The 20297-nt window shown below is 43.1% G+C and carries 16 protein-coding genes, 1 other RNA gene and 1 other annotated feature; of the genes, 15 read left to right on the forward strand and 2 right to left on the reverse strand.

Annotated elements, in window-relative coordinates; all coding sequences use genetic code 11:
* Positions 1-6 precede the first annotated feature (6 nt).
* Positions 7-1545, reverse strand: coding sequence for a stage V sporulation protein B (spoVB, locus tag MKZ02_RS09055; RefSeq protein ID WP_340853161.1), 1539 nt, complete (start codon positions 1543-1545; stop codon positions 7-9).
* A 114-nt stretch (positions 1546-1659) separates the two neighbouring features.
* Between spoVB and MKZ02_RS09060 the strand changes: the two genes are divergently transcribed.
* The 8 genes from MKZ02_RS09060 to dtd all read left to right on the forward strand — a co-directional run bounded on the left by MKZ02_RS09060 (position 1660) and on the right by dtd (position 11771).
* Positions 1660-1974, forward strand: a complete 315-nt coding sequence (locus MKZ02_RS09060) for a post-transcriptional regulator (protein ID WP_340853163.1) — start codon at positions 1660-1662, stop codon at positions 1972-1974.
* Positions 1975-2114: 140 nt separating this feature from the next.
* The gene (gene secDF, locus MKZ02_RS09065) at positions 2115-4379 is read left to right on the forward strand and encodes a protein translocase subunit SecDF (RefSeq protein ID WP_340853164.1); all 2265 of its coding nucleotides are present in this window, start codon (positions 2115-2117) and stop codon (positions 4377-4379) included.
* 246 nt (positions 4380-4625) lie between these two features.
* Positions 4626-5534 carry a cation diffusion facilitator family transporter gene (locus MKZ02_RS09070; RefSeq protein WP_120033330.1) on the forward strand — a complete coding sequence of 303 codons (909 nt, stop codon included), beginning with the start codon at positions 4626-4628 and terminating at the stop codon, positions 5532-5534.
* Between the two features lie 19 nt (positions 5535-5553).
* Positions 5554-5883, forward strand: coding sequence for a LapA family protein (locus tag MKZ02_RS09075; RefSeq protein ID WP_120033327.1), 330 nt, complete (start codon positions 5554-5556; stop codon positions 5881-5883).
* A 128-nt stretch (positions 5884-6011) separates the two neighbouring features.
* Positions 6012-8378, forward strand: coding sequence for a single-stranded-DNA-specific exonuclease RecJ (recJ, locus tag MKZ02_RS09080; protein ID WP_340853166.1), 2367 nt, complete (start codon positions 6012-6014; stop codon positions 8376-8378).
* Complete coding sequence (locus MKZ02_RS09085; protein WP_120033320.1) at positions 8369-8884, forward strand: adenine phosphoribosyltransferase; 516 nt, start codon at positions 8369-8371, stop codon at positions 8882-8884. The genes recJ and MKZ02_RS09085 overlap by 10 nt, the downstream gene beginning before the upstream one ends.
* Before the next feature lie 237 nt (positions 8885-9121).
* A complete protein-coding gene (locus MKZ02_RS09090) occupies positions 9122-11317 on the forward strand; it encodes a RelA/SpoT family protein (RefSeq protein WP_120033317.1) in 2196 nt (731 codons plus the stop codon).
* A gap of 13 nt (positions 11318-11330) precedes the next feature.
* Positions 11331-11771 carry a D-aminoacyl-tRNA deacylase gene (gene dtd / locus MKZ02_RS09095; RefSeq protein ID WP_120033314.1) on the forward strand — a complete coding sequence of 147 codons (441 nt, stop codon included), beginning with the start codon at positions 11331-11333 and terminating at the stop codon, positions 11769-11771.
* Between the two features lie 200 nt (positions 11772-11971).
* On the opposite strand, the gene MKZ02_RS09100 is transcribed toward dtd, so the two are convergent.
* A complete protein-coding gene (locus MKZ02_RS09100; protein ID WP_340853172.1) occupies positions 11972-13306 on the reverse strand; it encodes an N-acetylmuramoyl-L-alanine amidase in 1335 nt (444 codons plus the stop codon).
* Between the two features lie 319 nt (positions 13307-13625).
* Positions 13626-13856, forward strand: a binding site (T-box leader).
* 68 nt (positions 13857-13924) lie between these two features.
* Between MKZ02_RS09100 and hisS the strand changes: the two genes are divergently transcribed.
* The 7 genes from hisS (at position 13925) to MKZ02_RS09135 (ending at position 20291) form a co-directional block, all read left to right on the forward strand.
* Positions 13925-15202: a histidine--tRNA ligase gene (gene hisS, locus MKZ02_RS09105; RefSeq protein ID WP_120033308.1), complete on the forward strand. Its 1278-nt coding sequence runs from the start codon at positions 13925-13927 to the stop codon at positions 15200-15202.
* Entirely contained in the window at positions 15202-16977 is a 1776-nt protein-coding gene (aspS, locus tag MKZ02_RS09110; RefSeq protein ID WP_340853173.1) for an aspartate--tRNA ligase, read from the forward strand. Before hisS ends, aspS begins: the two co-directional genes overlap by 1 nt.
* Positions 16978-17046: 69 nt before the next feature.
* Positions 17047-17235, forward strand: a non-coding RNA gene (gene ssrS, locus MKZ02_RS09115) — 6S RNA.
* A 157-nt stretch (positions 17236-17392) separates the two neighbouring features.
* Positions 17393-18166 carry a tRNA threonylcarbamoyladenosine dehydratase gene (locus tag MKZ02_RS09120; RefSeq protein ID WP_340853176.1) on the forward strand — a complete coding sequence of 258 codons (774 nt, stop codon included), beginning with the start codon at positions 17393-17395 and terminating at the stop codon, positions 18164-18166.
* A 279-nt stretch (positions 18167-18445) separates the two neighbouring features.
* Complete coding sequence (locus tag MKZ02_RS09125; RefSeq protein ID WP_340853178.1) at positions 18446-19222, forward strand: hypothetical protein; 777 nt, start codon at positions 18446-18448, stop codon at positions 19220-19222.
* 3 nt (positions 19223-19225) lie between these two features.
* Complete coding sequence (locus MKZ02_RS09130; RefSeq protein WP_120033295.1) at positions 19226-19609, forward strand: GntR family transcriptional regulator; 384 nt, start codon at positions 19226-19228, stop codon at positions 19607-19609.
* The gene (locus tag MKZ02_RS09135) at positions 19602-20291 is read left to right on the forward strand and encodes an ABC transporter ATP-binding protein (protein ID WP_120033292.1); all 690 of its coding nucleotides are present in this window, start codon (positions 19602-19604) and stop codon (positions 20289-20291) included. The genes MKZ02_RS09130 and MKZ02_RS09135 overlap by 8 nt, the downstream gene beginning before the upstream one ends.
* Positions 20292-20297 lie beyond the last annotated feature (6 nt).

Genomic DNA, 20297 nt, shown 5'->3' on the forward strand with positions numbered 1-20297 from the left:
GCCGATTTATTTTTTTACAAAAGGAAGCCGCGATAAATCTTGTTTAGTCACAAGACCGAGCATAACGGAAAAAACAAAGTAGCAAAGAATGGTTAGTGCTGCCCCGGCAGCTAGGTAAGTGAAAGAACTAAGCGTATCCAACCATAGATCGTTTAAGGAACGGCTAATAAAGAAAGAAGCAGCCAGAACGAGAGAAAATTTAACGTACTGGTGAATGTTTACGGTAAGAGAAATTTTTTTAAAGACAGTCGCCAAATGCAGCAGAGTAACGAGTAAAATGCTTGCAGCCATGCCAAGCGCAGCGCCATAGATGCCAAATTGCGGCTGTGAAGCAAAAATAAAGATAACAGCTAACTTTACAGCGGCGCCAATTAGGCTGTTAATCATTGCTGCATTGGCCAAGTTCAACGCTTGCAAAACAGCCTGGAGGGGGCCTTGATAATAATAAAATAAGAAAAAAGGAGCCATTAACTCAATAAAGCGGGCACCATTGGATGAATGATACATAAATTGCATGAGCGGTTCAGCATATAAGAACAAAAGCAGCACAGACAGCCCGCCTGTCACAAGGCAAAAGCGCAAGGCTTCCTGGACGCGGTGCTCCAGCAGCTGATGTTGTTTCTTAGCGTACGCCTCGCTGACAGCAGGAACGAGAGACGTGGACAAGGCTAGGGTAACGAATGATGGCAAGAACATAACCGGGAGTGCATATCCGGTTAACACGCCATATTGTTTGGTAGCCGCGATGGCTGTTACACCAGCGATAGCTAAACTTTGAGTGACGACGATCGGTTCAAAAAACCACGAGAGAGAACCGATCATCCGGCTGCCAGTTGTAGGAATGGCGACCTCGAATAGTTCTTTTACTGTTTCTTTTCCAGTGCGAATAGCCCGGAAGAAGCGACGCCGAAGCAGAAAGTTTTTATTAAATCGGAACATTAGTAATAAATAAAGCAATGAAACAAGTTCTCCACAGGCAGCGGCAGCCATTGCTCCGGCAGCAGCGAATTCCATTCCATAAGGGAGCATTTCCTTTGTAAATAAAGCAATCAGACCAATTCGGACAATCTGCTCCAATATTTGAGAATAGGCAGCCGGCTTCATATTTTGTCTACCTTGGAAATATCCACGTAGCACGGAGGAAACCGCAATAATCGGAATAGCTGGCGTAATGGCGATTAAAGGATAGTAGGTGCGCGGATCGGTAAATAACACTTCTGACAAATAAGGAGCGAGCAGCAAAAGTGCAGGTGTAAAAAGTAACGATAGTGACAGCGTAATAGATAGCGATACAGCTAAAATCCTTTTCATTTTTGCTATGTCGCCCCTTGCTTCTGCGGCGGCAATACTTCTGGAGATGGCTACAGGGAGCCCCATCTGTGTGAGTGTGACTACAAGAATAAATGATGGGAATACCATCATGTATAAGCCGACACCTTCCTCGCCGATCAGACGGGCGATTACAATGCGATTGACAAAGCCGAGTATTTTTGTAATGAACATAGCTGCCATTAAAACGAGTGTCCCCTTTAAAAACTTTGACATCTGTCTCCCTGCCTTCTCAAAATAGATGAATTGCTTTACAATGATATATATGCCATCTAGTCGGGCAAGCATGACAAGTTCATTGATTCTTCTAAACAAAAGGGGAGGAGAAGGATGGGGGAAATACATCCATATGACAAGTATTTTCAATATTTATTGCCGGCGTTAAAAAGCAAGGTTGAGGAATTTCGGCTGTTGAATTACGGAACCATTGACATTCCTTCTTTGTGGAAGTATTTAACGATGAAAAAATGGCGAAAGCCTGAAGAGGATGTACACGTATATGAACTCGTCGCTGATATCCTATCCATGATGCCGGGGGATTATATGAATTATGCGACCATTGAAGCCTATCGCTCGACGAATTGGTTTGAGGAAGTCAACGGGGAAGAACTGCGGGAACTGCTTGGGACGAAAAAAGTTAAGTAAAATTGACAGCAGTTATTTTCTACTTCATAATAGTTTTGTTAAGGAATTCTGGTATCCTTTTACCAGAATTTTTTTCATCATATTGGAAATCATTTTATTCATTTGTTGCAGATGATTTGAATTAAGGAGGAAATTGTACAATGGTAAAACGCAGCCGGATTGTGGCCTTTTTTCTTATTGTGCTGCTGCTTGCAAGTGCAATCGGGCTCACGACAAAGGACATTGTCAACAATATAAAACTTGGGCTTGACCTTCAAGGCGGGTTTGAAGTGCTGTATGAGGTTGAACCAGCAAAACCGGGCCAGAAGATTACACAAGAAGTCGTGAAAAATACAGCCGATGCCCTGGATAAGCGGGTGAACGCTCTCGGCGTAAGTGAGCCGATTATTCAGATTGAAGAAGGCAATCGTATCCGTGTTCAGCTCGCGGGTGTAGAAGACCAAACAGAAGCACGGAAAATGCTTTCTACGCAAGCAAATCTGTCTTTCCGCGATGCCAACGATAAGCTTATGATGGACGGGAGTGACCTTGCAGAAGGTGGAGCGAAGCAATCGTTCACACAGCAAGGAGCGCCAAACGTTGCATTAAAATTGAAAAGCAGCAAGAAGTTTAAAGAAGTGACAGAGCACGTTCTTAAGATGGCGCCAAACAATCAGCTTGTTATTTGGCTCGACTTTGAAGAAGGAAAAGACTCTTTCCGAAAAGAAGTTCAGCAGAAAAACCCTAAGTTCTTGTCTGCCCCGAATGTCAGTCAAGTATTTGATACGAATGAAGTGACAATTGAAGGGAATTTTACAGTTGAAGAAGCACAGAACCTGGCGTCTTTACTAAAAGCTGGTGCCTTGCCAGTAAAATTGGATGAAGTGTATTCCACTTCCGTTGGAGCGCAATTTGGGGAAAAAGCACTGAATGAAATGATCCTCGCGGGGATTATCGGGATCTCTATTATCTATTTATTTATGCTTTTCTATTACCGGTTGCCGGGATTCATTGCGACAGTTACTCTTTCAGTCTATATCTATTTAATTTTACTAGTTTTTGACTGGATGAATGTTGTCTTAACGCTTCCAGGTATTGCCGCTTTAATTCTCGGTGTTGGGATGGCGGTTGATGCCAACATCATTACGTATGAACGGATCAGAGAAGAAATTAAAGTAGGCCGCTCGATCAGGGCCGCTTTTAAAGAAGGGAATAAAAGTTCCTTCCTAACGATTCTTGATGCAAACTTAACGACTATTTTGGCCGGGGCCGTTCTATTTTACTTCGGGACAAGCTCGGTTAAAGGGTTTGCGACGACGCTTATTGTCAGCATCCTCGTGAGTTTCATTACGGCCATTTGGGGGTCTCGCTTGCTGCTCAGTTTGTTTGTTCAAAGCAACTGGCTAAAGGACAAACCAGGCTGGTTTGGTGTTAGGAAAAAAGATATTAAAGACATTAGCGAGAACTATGATACGATCGATTTACCGACACGCTTTGACAAGCTTGATTTTGTGAAGCATCATAATAAGTTTTTCGCTTTTTCAGCAATCGTTCTTGTAGCAGGCATCATTGTTCTGGCGTTCTTCCGTTTGAACCTTGGAATTGACTTTTCAAGCGGAACGCGCATGGAAATTATGTCAAACAAGCCATTAACTGAAGAAGTGGTGAAAAATGAATTAAAAGAAGTTGGTCTTTCTACGGACGATATCGTTCTTTCGGGAGAAAAGAAAAACGTGGGGGTTGCCCGTTTTAAAGAGTCTTTCTCTCAAGATAAAGTAGCGGATGTAAAAGCACACTTCGCTAAAAAGTATGGCAGTGAGCCAAATATCAGTACAGTTTCGCCAATCATTGGAAAAGAGCTTGCGAAAAATGCGGTCAAAGCTCTTGTTATTGCTTCTGTTGGGATTATTTTGTACGTGACGATCCGCTTTGAAATTTACATGGCGCTCGGAGCGATTATTTCCTTGCTGTACGATGCCTTTTTCATCGTAGCTGTTTTCAGTCTAATACGCCTTGAAGTAGATATTACCTTTATCGCTGCGGTTCTAACGATCATCGGTTATTCCATTAATGACACGATTGTTACCTTTGACCGGATGCGTGAGAATATGGCGAAGAGACGCAAAATCAAAACAGAGCAGGAGCTTGAAGACATCGTCAATGTCAGCTTGCGCCAAACGTTTACGCGTTCAGTCAATACTGTCCTGACGGTTGTTATTGCTGTCGTTGCCTTGCTTCTATTTGGAAGTGAATCAATCCGTAACTTTTCCATTGCGCTTCTCGTTGGTCTAATTTCAGGGGTGTACTCGTCCCTCTTTATCGCCGCCCAGCTGTGGCTCATATGGAAGAAGAAGGAACTCAAGAAAAAAGGCTCTATTATTACTTACAAAGAGAAAAAACAATGGAGCGACGAACCACAAGTATAAAGAAAAGCGGAAGGTGCTCAATCAGCGCGATAGCGCTCGGCGAGAAGTTGCCGTTCAGACTCCGAAAGAGGGAGTGTCGTTTACCGCTATTCTGTTAACCTGAAGTGTAAAGCCCTCTGTCATCTACTCTTATGTAAATGACAGAGGGCTTTTTCTGTAAGATAATCAATCGGACGGATGTCCCTTTTCATGAATCCTCTGCCGATTGTTCATAATAATAGCAGAGGAAATGGAGGAGGCCGTTAGATGGAGAAAGAGGAAAGATTTAAAAAAGCAGAATTTGCAGCAGTGGTTGGAATCGTCGGGAATATTTTTTTGGCTGTTCTTAAGGGAGTATGCGGAGTGATCGGCCACAGCCGGGCGCTGATTGCAGATGCTGCACACTCAGCATCCGATGTGGCTGGCTCACTCGCTGTATGGGTTGGCTTAAGAGCGGCTAAACGCCCACCTGATGAAGATCATCCCTATGGGCATGGCAAAGCAGAGTCTATTTCAGCTATTGTTGTTGCTGTACTGCTCGTTCTTGTCGGAATCGAGATTGGCATTTCGTCAGTTAAAGCATTTTTTCACAACATCGAGCCTCCCAAGGCCATTGCTATTTATGCTGTTCTCTTTTCTATTCTTGTGAAAGAGGCGATGTTTCAATACAAGTACCGGTTGGGAAAAAGGTTAAAGAGCAATGCGCTAATTGCGAACGCATATGAACACCGTTCGGATGTGTACTCTTCTATAGCTGCACTGATTGGTATTGGGGCCGCGATGCTAGGTGGGAAGCTCGGAATAGAATGGCTTGTTTATGGTGATCCAGTTGCGGGGCTTCTTGTTTCGGTGCTTGTGTTGAAGATTGCTTGGACGGTCGGAAGCGAGTCGATACACAACACAATGGACCATGTTCTTCATGAGGAGAATACAGGCTCATTTAGAGAGGCCGTCTTATCTGTTCCTGATGTGCGAAAGATTAATTCTCTTTACGCACGGGAACACGGCCATTATGTAATTATAGATTTGAAAATATCCGTGGATCCTTTAATGACCGTAGAAGAAGGGCATAGTGTCGGAAAGCAAGTAAAGCAGAAGCTGCTGGCACTTCCTGACGTTCAGGACGCTTTCATTCATATAAACCCCGACCAATCGCGCTTCAAGGAAGAGAGTTAGCTGAAAAGGAGGAATAAAGATGAAGATGCAATCGGCTTTGCTACTCGTGATTCTTTTTGCTTTGGTTGTTGCAGTGTTTGCTGTCATTAACGTTAATCCGGTGGAAGTAAATTATGTATTTGGACAGTCGGAATGGCCGCTTGTCCTTGTCATCATAGTTTCGGTATTAATGGGAGGAGTAGTTTCAGGAGCGTTCAGTCTGTTTCGTACAATCGGCTTGAGGCGGCAAAACGATGTGCTTATTCATCAAATTGAAAAACTAAAACAGGAACTTCACGATTTAAAGCTGGAGAGACGGGAAAAGAGCCAAGCTGATTCAATCAAACGAATAGCTCCTGATGGAAAATAAGCAGGGATCCTCTCCATACAAGGTGTTCTAGAAGATTTGCTCTAGAACGCTTTTTTTTATGAAAATAAACACCTGCATTGAATCCCTATTTTTACTCTTGTATAATAGTAGGGCTAAGGGGTGACGGTATGTTAAAATCAAAAACCCGCTGGATTGTTCAGAAGACAGATGAACAAGTGAGGGATCAACTGATGGAACAATTGGGAATTAGCCCATTGTTGGCCTCCTTGTTGATCAATCGCGGTATAACTGAGACAGATGCAGCGCGGAGTTTTTTATACGATAAAGGGCATGAATTTCACGATCCATTTTTGTTCGATGGAATGAGAACAGCGATTGAGCGAATTTATCGGGCGATTGAAAATGAAGAGCCCATTTTAGTATTTGGAGATTATGATGCAGACGGAGTAAGCAGCACGTCTGTTATGATGACGGCTTTAACGGATTTGGGGGCAAAAGTAGATTTCTATATTCCAAATCGCTTTACCGAAGGATATGGGCCAAATGAGTCAGCTTTTCGTTTGGCAAAGGAACAGGGGTATCAGCTAATCATTACTGTAGATACGGGTATTGCTGCAGTGAATGAAGCAGCTGTAGCCGCTGAGCTTAGCATGGATTTAATTATTACTGATCACCACGAGCCGGGACCAGAGCTTCCGCAGGCGCTGGCTATTATTCATCCGAATCTGCCAGGAGGAAGCTATCCATTTCCTTATTTAGCAGGCGTTGGAGTAGCCTTTAAGGTGGCCCATGCGTTGTATGGCCATGTGCCGGAACATCTATTGGACCTGGCTGCTATTGGGACAATTGCAGATCTTGTGCCTTTAAAGGGAGAGAATCGAACCATCGCCAAAGCGGGAATAAAAAAGCTTCAGCAGGCTTCGCGTCCAGGAATTGAAGCGCTTTTACAGCTAACATCTACAAAGCCAGAAGCGGTAGATGAGGAAACAGTGGGCTTTATGATTGCTCCTCGCATCAATGCCGCCGGCCGTCTCGCTGATGCAGCGCCGGCTGTTGATTTACTGCTCACAAAAGATCGGGCAGAGGCGAGTGAACTTGCCCAGGAAATTGACGCCATGAACAAAGAACGGCAAACGATTGTTTCAGAGATTGCAAAGGAAGCAATTGAGACAGTACAGGCCCACTATCCCCCAGAAAAATATCCTGTTATTGTTGTAGGCAAAGAAAATTGGAATGCTGGTGTGATCGGCATTGTGGCATCGAGACTAGTAGATACATTCTACCGGCCGGCTATTGTGCTTAGTTTTGATCCAGAAACGAATAAGGCAAAGGGATCAGCAAGAAGTATTCCAGGCTTTGATCTCTTCAAGAATTTGTCCGAGTGCCGGGAATTGCTTCCTCATTTTGGTGGGCACCCAATGGCAGCTGGCATGACGCTGGAATTGTCTGATGTTGATGAGCTGAGAGAGCGTCTTTGCTCACTCGCTAGCGAGCAGCTATCTGCCGAAGACCTGGTTCCTGTTACGGAGCTTGATGCAGTGGTGCCGCTAGCACAGGTGAATTTGTCTGTAATTGAAGAATTGAATATGTTGGCACCTTATGGAATGGGCAACCCCAAACCACAAGTACTGATCGAGAAAGTGGAATTTTCCACTATTCGTAAGATTGGATCCGATAAGACACATTTGAAGCTTCAGCTTGAAGACCCTGCCGGTTCGCTGGATAGCATTGGTTTTGGCCTGGGCCAATATGCTGATCATATTGCTCCTTTTTCAAAAGTATCAGCTATTGGAGAATTAGCAGTTAATGAGTGGAATAATATTCGAAAGCCGCAATTGTTTCTAAAAGATCTTCGTGTGGACGATTGGCAATTATTTGACGTCAGAGGTCATCGGCAGCTTGAAAGGTGGATAAGCCAAGTGCCGGATGACCGCTTGTTGGTTACATTTAAAGAGGAAACAGCAGCCGAATTAAATTTAGGCAAATTTGCTGGAGAAACTGTATATGTCAATGGGCAGGAAGCCGCTTTACAATTGTCCATTGACAAGCAAAACATTGTGCTGGTTGACTTGCCCCCGACGAGAGAAGTAGTGGAAGCACTCCTGCAAACAGGCTGCCCGGAACGCATCTATGCTCACTTCTATCAAAAGGACAGTCACTTCTTCAGCACGATGCCGACGAGGGAACATTTTAAATGGCTATACGCTTTTTTATTAAAAAGAAAAAGCTTTGATTTAACTAAACAAGGAGACCAGCTTGCCCAGCATCGCGGGTGGTCGCGGGAAACGATTGACTTTATGTCAAAAGTGTTTTTTGAGCTTGACTTTGTTACAATAAGTGAAGGAGTCATTCATTTGAATGAACAGGCTCCTAAACGAGATTTGAATGAATCTCGAACCTATCAAAATAAGAAAATGCAATTTGAACTGGAGAATCAGCTGCTCTATTCTTCATGCCAGGAATTAAAGGACTGGCTGGATAAGCATGTGAATGCCCCTGTTGATAATGAGGAGGAAGTTGAATCATGGATTTAAAGCCGTATATTAAAATTGTACCGGATTGGCCAAAGCCGGGCATTAAGTTTAAAGATATTACGCCATTAATGGACAACGGAGAGGCTTTTCGCTATGCGACAGATCAAATTGTCGAATATGCTAAAGAGAGAGAGATTGATCTAATTGTCGGTCCTGAAGCCCGTGGATTTATTGTCGGCTGTCCAGTCGCTTATGCGCTGGGTGTCGGTTTTGCTCCTGTGCGCAAAGAAGGAAAACTTCCGCGTGAAACAGTGAAGGTAACCTATGGAAAGGAATACGGGGATGACGTTTTGACCATTCATAAAGACGCGGTGAAGCCGGGCCAGCGTGTATTAATTACAGATGACTTGCTTGCTACAGGCGGTACAATTGAAGCTACCATTAAGCTTGTGGAACAGCTGGGTGGAATCGTGGCAGGTATTGCATTCTTAGTGGAGCTTTCTTACTTGAATGGACGCAGTAAATTGGACGGATATGATGTATTGACATTGATTCCTTATGAATAAAAGGAAAAACAGGCACTGATGACAGTGCCTGTTTTTTTATACCTTCTTTGCTAAAGAAGGGCAGTTTTAGAAAAAATCTGAAAATAACGTGAATATTTTCGACATTCTTTTTCATTTTCTTTAGAAAATGAGCAAGATATCTTTACATCTGCCTACTTTTTTTCGATAATAAGAACTATTAGTATCTTTTAGAGCAGAAACAAAAATATTTAATAGATGGCAAAGGTGAGTAAACATATGGCAAAAGATCGGGTATTGACTGCCGATGAAGTGATTGAGAAGGCGAGTGAATATTTAAACGCAGAACATGTCAAGCTCGTAGAAAAAGCTTATCAATACGCTAAGGAAGCGCATAAGGACCAGTACCGTAAATCAGGGGAGCCTTACATCATCCACCCGATTCAGGTAGCAGGAATACTGGCAGATTTAGAAATGGATCCGGCCACTGTAGCAGCCGGTTTTTTGCATGATGTCGTTGAAGATACAGACATAACGTTGGCAGACATGGAAGAAGCCTTCGGCAAAGAAGTGGCCATGCTCGTAGATGGGGTAACAAAGCTAGGAAAGATTAAATATAAATCTAAAGAAGAGCAGCAGGCGGAAAATCATCGGAAAATGTTTGTAGCAATGGCGCAGGATATCCGGGTTATTTTAATTAAACTGGCAGACCGTCTGCATAATATGCGGACACTAAAGCACTTGCCTCATGAAAAACAGCGGCGCATTGCCAATGAAACACTTGAAATCTTCGCACCGCTGGCTCACCGTTTAGGAATATCAAAAATTAAATGGGAATTAGAAGATATTGCTTTACGTTATTTAAATCCGCAGCAATATTATCGAATTGTTAATTTAATGAAGCGTAAACGGGCGGAACGTGAGCAATACTTGGATGAAGTGATTAATGATGTAAAGACGCGTTTGGACGAGATTTCGATTAAGGCCGAGCTATCTGGGCGGCCAAAGCATATTTACAGCATTTATCGTAAAATGGTGCTTCAACATAAGCAATTCAATGAAATTTATGATTTGCTAGCTGTTCGGGTTATTGTTGACAGTATTAAAGACTGCTATGCAGTATTAGGAATTATTCATACTTGCTGGAAGCCAATGCCGGGTCGATTTAAAGATTATATTGCTATGCCGAAAACGAATATGTATCAGTCTCTTCATACGACAGTCATCGGCCCAAAAGGAGACCCGCTTGAAGTACAGATCCGCACGAAGGATATGCATCATATCGCTGAGTACGGGGTAGCTGCTCATTGGGCATATAAAGAAGGCAAGACGGTTGATGAAAAAGCTTCATTCGACAAAAAGATGTCCTGGTTCCGGGAAATTATGGAGTATCAAAATGATTCTGCGGATGCAGAAGAATTCATGGAATCATTAAAGATTGACTTCTTTTCCGATATGGTCTTTATTTTCACACCAAAGGGAGATGTCATTGAGCTTCCAAAGGGCTCGGTCCCTCTTGATTTTGCTTATCGCATTCATTCCGAAATTGGCAACAAAACCATCGGTGCAAAAGTGAATGGAAAGATGGTTACTCTCGATTATAAGCTTCAAACAGGAGATATCGTCGAGATTTTAACATCTAAGCATTCATACGGCCCAAGTAAAGACTGGTTGAAAATGGCTCAGACCTCACAGGCGAAAAATAAGATTAAACAATTTTTCAAAAAGCAAAACCGCGAAGAAAATGTAATTAAAGGTCGGGAACAAGTTGAGAAAGAAATTAAAAACATGGATTTCGATGTGAAGGAAGTCCTCACTCCTGACAATGTGAAGCGTGTGGCAGAGAAGTTTAATTTTGCCAATGAAGAAGATATGTATGCAGCTGTTGGATACAATGGGATCACCGCTTTGCAAGTGGTTAACCGCCTGACCGAAAAATTGCGGAAAATGAGAGACCAGGAGGCAATCGTTGAAGAAACGTTAAAAGATTTAAAGCCTGTTTCCTCCCCGTCTCATCCAAAGAAAAATTCCGGAGTGACAGTGAAAGGCATTGATAATCTTCTTATCCGTTTGTCTCGCTGTTGTAATCCTGTTCCTGGAGATGACATCGTTGGTTATATTACGAAAGGACGCGGTGTTTCTGTGCACCGAGCTGATTGTCCGAACGTCAATGATGAAGAATCGACAGACCGTCTGATCGAAGTAGAATGGGAAGGCGGCGCGGCTGATCAAAAAGAGTACACGGTTGAGATTGAAATTTCAGGGTATGATCGTCAAGGATTATTGAATGAGGTGCTGCAAGCGGTCAGCGAAACGAAAACGAATATTTCCACTGTTTCGGGGAGATCGGACCGCAATAAAGTGGCAAAGATTGATATGGCCATTTATATTCGCAACATTAGTCACCTGCATAAAGTAGTGGAACGGATTAAGCAAATACCAGATATTTATTCAGTACACAGAATTTTAAATTAAGGGTGTTTTAACAATGAAAGTTGTTTTGCAAAGAAGTAAAGAAGCATCGGTTACTGTAGAAGGAGAAGTGGTAGGCCGCATTGATAGCGGCCTCGTGCTTCTTGTTGGTGTGACTCATGAAGACGGGGAAGCAGAAGCGGCTTATTTGGCAGAAAAAATTGTCCACTTAAGAATTTTTGAGGATGAAGAAGGAAAGATGAATCGTTCACTGCTTGATGAAGGTGGTGCCATTTTATCTGTTTCTCAATTCACCTTGTATGGCGATTGCCGTAAAGGGCGCCGTCCCAACTTTATGAGCGCCGCTAAAGGAGAGCAAGCTGAGAAATTGTACGACCGATTCAATGAAATGCTGAGAGAAAAAGGTGTCCATGTTGAAACGGGGAAATTTGGTGCAATGATGGATGTGTCCCTTATTAATGACGGACCGGTCACATTTATATTAGAAAGCAACTAAAGCGGCTCTTTAGAGAGTCGCTTTTTCTCTTAGCAGGAAGACATGAAGGTCGGTTGTCTTCCTACGAAATGAAGAGGTGCAGGCGCTTCAAGCGATAGCGTCCATAAAAACAAAGCGACCAGAGCGTCAATCCATACTCCTTCGTAACAGGGCTAATAAAAAAACAGACGAATCCATTTTGGATTCGTCTGTTTTTCATATTAGTTATTAAAATAAGAGCTTAACCCATTATATACACCATTGGTAATTAACTCTTGATAAGGGCTTGTTACAACAGCCGAAGCCTCTCGTGGATTGCTTAAATAGCCAAGTTCCAGTAAAATGGCAGGCTGGCTGTTTTCACGTAAAACGTAATAGTCACCGTGACGGACACCACGATTTTTCATAGGAAGAGACTGTTCTAAATTACGGTTTACCTTTTTTGCAAGCTGTTTATGCCCATTGTGATAGTAATAGGTAGTAAAGCCGTTTGCTCCGTTATGGTGAGTGCTATCATAGTGAAGACTGATGAACGCATCAGCACGATGATATCTGGCCGTGGCCACCCGGGAAGGAAGAGAGATGTATTGATCATCCGATCGGGTTAAAATAACATTAGCCCCTGCCTGACGCAGCTTATGGTATAAGCGTTCCGCTGTTTTTAAGGTAATGAATTTCTCAAACGTTCCGTGCATACCCGTGGTCCCGGCATCGACACCGCCATGGCCCGGATCGAGAATGATGGTTTTCCCTCTTAACCCAGGTGTGCGGTCAGCAACTGGCTCGGTTGAAGGCTCGTCCACGGCAGCCTTTCCATTGACTGACACCACCCAGCTCGCCACATAGGCTTTTTGGCCGCTGGAAAGACTAATTTTATACCAATCGCCAACCCGGGATTGAATAGGATAGCGTTCTCCTTGTGATCCTCTTGCCACGACAGAAGCAGATGTGCTGGCATCGGAACGAAGGTTGGTCCCATTATATAAAATAACGGCAAAACCGTCTGCTGGAGCCTCGCTGTTGTCCGCTGTTTGTTTCGTTTTATTCGAGATGCGGACAAATTGTCGACTTACCCAAGCTCTTTGTCCCTTGTAATGGATATGTACCCAATCATTTGTCACTTTTTCAACTGGTACTTGCTCGCCGATATGCAGCTTGCCAAGAACACCGGCTGATAGCGAAGGCTCGTTGCGTACGTTTAAATCATCAACGAGAACAGTCGCCGATCTCTCAGCTGTTGTACTTTTTACAATCCCTTGTTTGTCTTCTTGGACCGAAGTGCTGGCCCCTTTAACAATATAGCCAGCAACCCAGCCTTTTGTGCCGTTTGCAAGCTGAATTTGATACCAGTCATATTTTTCCTTTAATACTATGTACTTCTTGCCGCGCTCTGCTTGTCCCACCAGGCTGGCGGACATACTCGGCTCACTGCGAACATTTGCTTTGTTCACGGCAATTTCTACCTGTTGCGCCTCCTCTGCAAAAGTAGTGGCTGCAGGCAAAAGGCTCAATAGTAAAACAAATGCCATGATTAAACTGACTGTCTTTCTTTCCATAATCCACCGCCTTCAAAAAAGATAAATAAATTCACGTATTATTTTAGCATCTCTTTCACGATTTGGTGTTTCTTTCCGTGATTTTTCTAAAATTAAGAAAATGGTCCGTCTTTTCAGGATAAAACAGTCAAAAAGCTTTCTATATGCGGAAAGTTGTGAAAAAGAAACTTGAATGCTTCAGTAAAGTTTTTTATAATAGGAACATTGATATTGAAAAGCGGAAGGTGTACGTGTAGTACGGTTGGAGACTGTCTAGAGAAGTCTCCCGGGCCTTATCATACGCGTTAGTACCTGTTTGGCTGTTACTGACAATTGAATGATCAAACCAATGAGGGAGAAAAGTAATTACGGATCGCACGTCCAGAGAGGAATAGCCATGGCTGTAAGCTGTTCCCGCCAGCACCATAATGAAGGAACACTCCGGAGGTTTTTCCTTGAAAGAAAAGTTTTTTAGTAAGGGAAAACGCGACCAAGCGTTATCGGAAAAGTGAAAGCGACAAGTTCGCTTTAACTAGGGTGGTACCACGGGAATGAAACTCTCGTCCCTTATTTGGAGGGATGAAGAGTTTTTTTATTTGGAAAAAAACACCTGAAAATTGATTGAAGGAGGAAAAGGAAATGAGTGTAAATATTCCGCGCGGCACACAGGACATTTTGCCAGGAACGGTAGAGAAATGGCAGCAGCTTGAGAAGATTGCTACAGATATTTGCCGTAATTATCAATATAAAGAAATTCGGACGCCGATTTTTGAACACACAGAATTGTTTCAACGAAGTGTCGGTGATACAACAGACATCGTGCAAAAAGAAATGTATACATTTACTGATCGTGGCGACCGCAGCTTGACTCTTCGCCCGGAAGGAACAGCCGCTGTTGTTCGTTCGTTTGTGGAAAATAAAATGTTCGGTGACCCGAACCAACCGGTTAAATTATATTATAACGGACCAATGTTTCGCTATGAGCGTCCGCAGTCAGGACGATATCGTCAGTTTGTTCAGTTTGGTGTGGAAGCGATTGGCAGTGAAGATCCGGCGATTGATGCGGAAGTAATGGCGCTTGTTATGGACATTTATCAATCAGCAGGATTAAAGGACATTGAACTTGTCCTCAACTCCCTTGGCGATAAAGAGAGTCGAGTATCTCATAGAGAAGCGCTTATCCAACATTTCCAACCGCGGATTGGAGAGTTTTGTGAGGATTGTCAAAGCCGCTTAGAAAAAAACCCAATGCGTATCCTTGATTGTAAAAAAGACCGGGATCATGAATTAATGAAGTCAGCCCCATCTATTCTAGATTATTTAAATGAGTATTCCCGTACATATTTTGAAAAAGTGCAAAGCTATTTAACCGCTTTGGGCATCAATTTTACGATCGACCCCACCCTCGTTCGCGGCCTTGATTATTATAACCATACAGCTTTCGAAATCATGAGCCGGGCAAAGGGGTTTGGTGCCATTACAACTTTGTGCGGTGGCGGGCGTTACAACGGGCTCGTTAGTGAAATGGGCGGTCCGGACGTTCCTGGTATCGGTTTTGCTTTTAGTATGGAAAGGTTTCTAGCTGCCATGGAGGCAGAAGGGATCGAATGGACAGCTGACAACCGTCTCGATTGTTATGTTGCTTCTTTAGGAGAAGAAGCGAGAGATCATACGGTTAAATTGGTTCATGACTTGCGAAAAGCAGGAATAAAGGCGGAACGCGACTATCAAGACAGAAAAATGAAGGCTCAATTTAAAGCGGCCGACCGCTTAAATGCAAGGTTTGTGGCAATCTTAGGCGAAGATGAACTAAAGGAAAATAAAATCAATATAAAAGACATGGAAACTGGCGAGCAGCAAGAGATAACGCTTGACCAATTCGTTGAGACATTAAGAAAGAAAATGGAGGAAAAATAATGTTTGGCAGATCATATGAATGTGGAAAAATTTCAGAGCAGCAAATTGGTGAAAGCGTCACTTTAAAAGGATGGGTACAGCGCCGCAGAGATTTAGGCGGAGTCATTTTTATCGATCTTCGCGACCGCACAGGCATTGTACAAATCGTGTTTGATCCCGAAACATCTGCTGAAGCATTAGCTATAGCTGAAAAAGTACGTAATGAATATGTATTAGATATTCAAGGAACAGTCATCGCTCGTGACGAAAGTACAGTTAATGAAAACATTGCTACTGGAAAAGTTGAAATAAAAGTAAATGAAATAACGATTTTAAGCGAGGCGAAAACTCCTCCGTTCCCAATTGAAGATGCGACAGAAGTGTCTGAGGACATTCGCTTGAAATACCGCTACCTGGATTTACGTCGTCCAGTGATGTATGAAACATTTAAAATGCGCAGCGATGTGACAAAAGCAGTGCGTGATTATCTTGATGAAGAAGGATTTCTTGATGTAGAAACACCGATTTTGACAAAGAGCACACCAGAAGGAGCGCGTGATTATTTAGTGCCGAGCCGTGTCCACGGAGGAGAATTTTATGCGCTGCCACAATCACCACAGTTGTTCAAGCAGCTGCTGATGGTATCTGGATTTGACCGTTATTATCAAATTGCTCGCTGTTTCCGTGATGAAGATTTGCGAGCAGACCGTCAACCGGAATTTACACAAATCGATATTGAAGCAAGTTTTATGAGCCAGGAAGATATTATGGCTATGGCAGAAGAAATGCTGAAACGTGTGATGAAGCGAGTAAAAGGCATTGAAATAACTGAGGCATTCCCGCGAATGACCTATGACGAGGCCATGAGTCGCTTTGGTTCCGATAAGCCGGATACACGCTTCGGTATGGAATTAGTCAATGTGTCTGAACAAGTAAAGGATTCAGGCTTTAAAGTGTTCGCTAGCGCTGTTGCCAGCGGTGGACAAGTTAAGCTCCTCAACGTTAAAAATGGTGGAACGATTTACTCTCGTAAAGATATTGATGCATTAACGGAGTTCGCTGCTATATACGGAGCAAAAGGGCTTGCCTGGATGAAAGTGGAAGAAGACGGCTTGAAGGGACCAATCGCTAAATTCTTCTCCGAGGAAGAACAAAATGGTTTAATCTCTTCTGCAGAAGCGGCTGCAGGCGACTTATTGCTATTTGTGGCAGATAAAAAATCGATCGTAGCCGACGCCCTTGGCGCTCTTCGTTTAAAGCTTGGAAAGGATCTTGGCTTAATCGATGAAAATAAATTTAATTTCCTGTGGGTGACAGATTGGCCACTTCTTGAGTATGATGAGGACGCAAAGCGTTATTTTGCTGCTCATCATCCATTTACAATGCCAGTTCGTGAAGACTTGCCACTCCTAAATGATGAACCGGAAAAAGTACGAGCACAAGCTTATGATATTGTTTTAAATGGGTATGAGCTTGGCGGCGGTTCTATTCGGATATTCGAGCGTGATATCCAGGAAAAAATGTTTGAAGTGCTTGGCTTTACGAAGGAAGAAGCAAGAGAGCAATTTAGTTTCTTGCTGGATGCGTTTGAGTATGGGACTCCTCCTCATGGCGGGATTGCTCTCGGACTTGATCGGATGGTTATGCTGCTTGCAGGGCGCACAAACTTACGCGACACGATTGCTTTCCCAAAAACAGCGAGTGCCAGCGATCTTTTAATGGATGCTCCGAGTGAAGTAAGCTCCGGCCAACTGGAGGAATTGCATTTAGCTATTCGTCAAACAGCGAAAAAGTGATTTTTAAATATTTAGACAATTGAAAGTTGAAAACATTATTTACGTATGTTATTATAATTTCAACGAAGGGAAGTCCTGATGTGTCCGTTTATTTTCACTATCTGTTTTGACCGAACAATGTATGTTACGGGAGCTCGGGTTTGTAAATGGCGTACATGCCTCCTTCGCGAGGACTTACAAATTTTACTGCAGGGCACCCACCTGCCTAGAGCGGGTTCAAAACATATAGATTTATAGGACGGCACGATCGGGATTTCCCCTCTGTGTCTAAAATAACCGACAGCCTCTGATCAAGAGGCTGTTTTTTTTATGTATATAATGGGGAAAACATTGAATGAATGTATCTTTTCAAGTAAGATTATTCCTATCTGAAAAGATAAGAATATATTATTAAAGTTATGGAGTGATCCTATTCATGTTGCATCAATTTTCACGTAATGAACTTGCCTTCGGTCAAGAAGGGCTCGACATTTTAAAAAATAGTACCGTCGCTATTCTCGGTATCGGCGGGGTTGGCTCCTTTTCTGTGGAAGCACTGGCTCGTTCAGGGGTAGGACGTCTAGTACTCGTAGACAAAGACACCATTGATATTACTAATGTGAACCGTCAACTGCCCGCTTTGCTGTCAACAATTGGCCAGCCAAAGGCAGAAGTAATGAAGCAGCGAATTGCTGACATTAATCCGGAATGTGAAGTCATTACGCTCAATATGTTTTATACAGAAGAAACCTATGAAGAGTTCTTTAAGTATGGCTTGGACTTTGTGGTTGATGCCTCTGATACCATTTCTTATAAAATCCATTTAATGAAAGAATGCCTGAAACGCAACATTCCAATCATTTCGAGCATGGGGGCAGCTAATAAAATGGACCCAACGCGCTTTCAAATTACGGATATCTCAAAGACTCACACGGACCCTATCGCTAAGGTGATTCGTACTCGTCTAAGAAAAGAAGGAATCCGTAAAGGCATCCCGGTTGTATTTTCTGATGAAAGTCCCATTGTTATTCGTGAGGATGTTCGCAAGATAGTTGGCAATGATCAAGCGGAGATTCGCAAAGCGAAAATGCCTCCTGCCTCTAATGCATTTGTTCCTTCTGTTTGCGGATTGGTCATGGCCAGCTATGTGGTAAGAGAGTTATTAAAAGACATTAAAATTACTCGTGTAAATGATGAAAAGCAAATATAAGCTCTTTCTTTCTAATACCGTTATGGCTAGAGAGAGTAAAAATGAGAAACGGTCGGCAGCAAGGCAGAAGTAGGTAAAAGCATAATACAGAGCAGAAAGAGGTTTTTTCTAATCAAAGGAAGTCTCCTTCCGCTCATTGACTTATTATCGTTAATAGGAGAGCCACCCTAGAAAGACAGGGTGGCTTTTTTTATGAGAAAAAACAGGAAATGGGAATTGACAGTGTCAATGTTCTAGTGTACTATCTAACTAGAACGCCGATACGCGGGGGGATCGTTAATGTTTCAAGGACTGTTAAGAAAAGACTTTTTATTGATTAGAAATTATTTTTGGCTATGGCTGATTCTTGTATTGGCAGTATATGGTTGTGGCCTTGCAGTTGCTGTTTATTATGGAGAGTTTTTTCTCGTTTTTCCATTTCTCTTCATGATCTACTTTTTTCATGTGGCGCTTTTGCCGATTGCGGAAATGATCTTGCTGAGGGCGGAGGAGAAAGGGCAGTATTGGCTGCATAGTAGAGCAGGCGGTGTAAAGCTGCTGCTTTCCAAAATCTTGGTGGCACTTGCTGCTTTTATTGTTTCCTTAGTTCTAACAGATGTTCTGGCGCTCATTTCATTGAACATTGCTTTGCCGCAAGGCTTTATTGATACACCCGAGAATCAGATGCCCTACAGGGAAGGGTTTTTGCTAAATATTGCCCTTACAGCGGGAGCCTTATATTTTGCCGTTTGGGGATTGTTCCTTTGGGCGGTGTATCATTCGCTGAACGCCTATCCGGTATTCAAGAAATTACGCTGGCTCGTTGTGATTGCCGTCTATGTCTTTCTCCAGTGGATAACAGCAAAGCTGTTGCAAGTACCATTTGTTCAAAAGTGGTTTGAAAGTTGGACTGTAAATATCGGTGAATCCGGTGCGAGAGCATGGGGAGTAGGCGGAATGCATTTCTCTATTGAGAACGGCGCTGTTCAAATATGGCCGGTTATTTTTTCCATTCTCCTTCATGTTGCTTTGTTTTTAGCTGCTGCCTGGCTGCTCAATCGAAAAGTAGAGGTGTAAAACATGACAGAAGAATTCAAAACATCGAAACCGATCTATCGGCAAATTGCTGACCGGATCATTCAGCAATTTGTCCGTGGCGAGGTCAGCCCGGGTGAGAAGCTGCCATCTGTAAGAGAGATGGCTATTCAGTCGGGTGTTAATCCAAATACAATACAACGAACATATGGAGAGTTGGAACGCATGGGCGTAGTAGAAACGAGGAGAGGGCAGGGAACGTTTATGACTGAACAAAGCGAGATGAAAAGGCAGCTAAGAGTAGAGATTCAGCGGGAGATGATCGAAACTTTTATACAGAATATGCGAGGGATTGGTGTAGAAGACGGCGAGATCGCAGAAGCAGTGGAACAATTTTTATCGGGAAAGGGGACAGCCGGCAATGATTGAATTGCGAAATGTCACGAAAGAGTACGGTAAGAGAAAAGCTTTGGATGACATTAACCTTCAGTTTGAGAAAGGAAAAATATATGGCATTCTAGGGCCAAATGGCAGTGGAAAATCAACGATGATGAAAATGGCGGCAGGTCTCGTATTTCCTACAAAAGGCGAGGTAATGATTAACGGGCGGGAGGTAGATCGTTACATTGCTCAAGATGTAGCTTATCTTGCGAGTGAAGGAATGATTTATCCGGGACTGACCGTGGAACAAATGATTCAGTTTTTTGCTTCTCAATATAACGATTTCTCAATGAATAAAGCGGAAGAACTGATTCAGTTTATGCAGCTTGAGCGTCATCAAAAAGTGAAAAAACTGTCAAAAGGCCAGCAGGGACGGCTGAAGCTGCTGCTTGTTCTTTCACGTGAGGCTCCAGTCCTTTTATTGGATGAACCTTTTTTAGGGCTTGATCCGATGGTAAGAGACACGATCGTAAAAGGACTCGTTTCTTTTATTGATTTTGGTGAACAGACGGTTATTATCACTACTCATGAAATTACAGAGATTGAGCCAGTTTTGGAAGAAGCAGTTATTTTAGATGAGGGAAAAGTGCGTGCCCGCTGCCACGTAGAGGAGCTTCGGGAAGAAGAAGGGTTGTCAGTATTGCAATGGCTGAAAAAGAATTACCAATAGGGGGTT

Source organism: Pseudobacillus sp. FSL P4-0506, assembly GCF_038003025.1.
Taxonomy (GTDB): domain Bacteria; phylum Bacillota; class Bacilli; order Bacillales; family Domibacillaceae; genus Pseudobacillus.

Excerpts from the sequence above, each read along its gene's own strand:
- hisS (WP_120033308.1), top strand. The coding sequence starts at position 13,925 with ATGAGTGTAAATATTCCGCGCGGCACACAGGACATTTTGCCAGGAACG.
- MKZ02_RS09070 (WP_120033330.1), top strand. The coding sequence starts at position 4,626 with ATGGAGAAAGAGGAAAGATTTAAAAAAGCAGAATTTGCAGCAGTGGTT.
- aspS (WP_340853173.1), top strand. The coding sequence starts at position 15,202 with ATGTTTGGCAGATCATATGAATGTGGAAAAATTTCAGAGCAGCAAATT.
- secDF (WP_340853164.1), top strand. The coding sequence starts at position 2,115 with ATGGTAAAACGCAGCCGGATTGTGGCCTTTTTTCTTATTGTGCTGCTG.
- dtd (WP_120033314.1), top strand. The coding sequence starts at position 11,331 with ATGAAAGTTGTTTTGCAAAGAAGTAAAGAAGCATCGGTTACTGTAGAA.
- MKZ02_RS09100 (WP_340853172.1), bottom strand. The coding sequence starts at position 13,306 with ATGGAAAGAAAGACAGTCAGTTTAATCATGGCATTTGTTTTACTATTG.
- MKZ02_RS09125 (WP_340853178.1), top strand. The coding sequence starts at position 18,446 with ATGTTTCAAGGACTGTTAAGAAAAGACTTTTTATTGATTAGAAATTAT.
- MKZ02_RS09120 (WP_340853176.1), top strand. The coding sequence starts at position 17,393 with ATGTTGCATCAATTTTCACGTAATGAACTTGCCTTCGGTCAAGAAGGG.
- MKZ02_RS09060 (WP_340853163.1), top strand. The coding sequence starts at position 1,660 with ATGGGGGAAATACATCCATATGACAAGTATTTTCAATATTTATTGCCG.
- recJ (WP_340853166.1), top strand. The coding sequence starts at position 6,012 with ATGTTAAAATCAAAAACCCGCTGGATTGTTCAGAAGACAGATGAACAA.
- MKZ02_RS09090 (WP_120033317.1), top strand. The coding sequence starts at position 9,122 with ATGGCAAAAGATCGGGTATTGACTGCCGATGAAGTGATTGAGAAGGCG.
- spoVB (WP_340853161.1), bottom strand. The coding sequence starts at position 1,545 with ATGTCAAAGTTTTTAAAGGGGACACTCGTTTTAATGGCAGCTATGTTC.
- MKZ02_RS09075 (WP_120033327.1), top strand. The coding sequence starts at position 5,554 with ATGAAGATGCAATCGGCTTTGCTACTCGTGATTCTTTTTGCTTTGGTT.
- MKZ02_RS09085 (WP_120033320.1), top strand. The coding sequence starts at position 8,369 with ATGGATTTAAAGCCGTATATTAAAATTGTACCGGATTGGCCAAAGCCG.
- MKZ02_RS09130 (WP_120033295.1), top strand. The coding sequence starts at position 19,226 with ATGACAGAAGAATTCAAAACATCGAAACCGATCTATCGGCAAATTGCT.
- MKZ02_RS09135 (WP_120033292.1), top strand. The coding sequence starts at position 19,602 with ATGATTGAATTGCGAAATGTCACGAAAGAGTACGGTAAGAGAAAAGCT.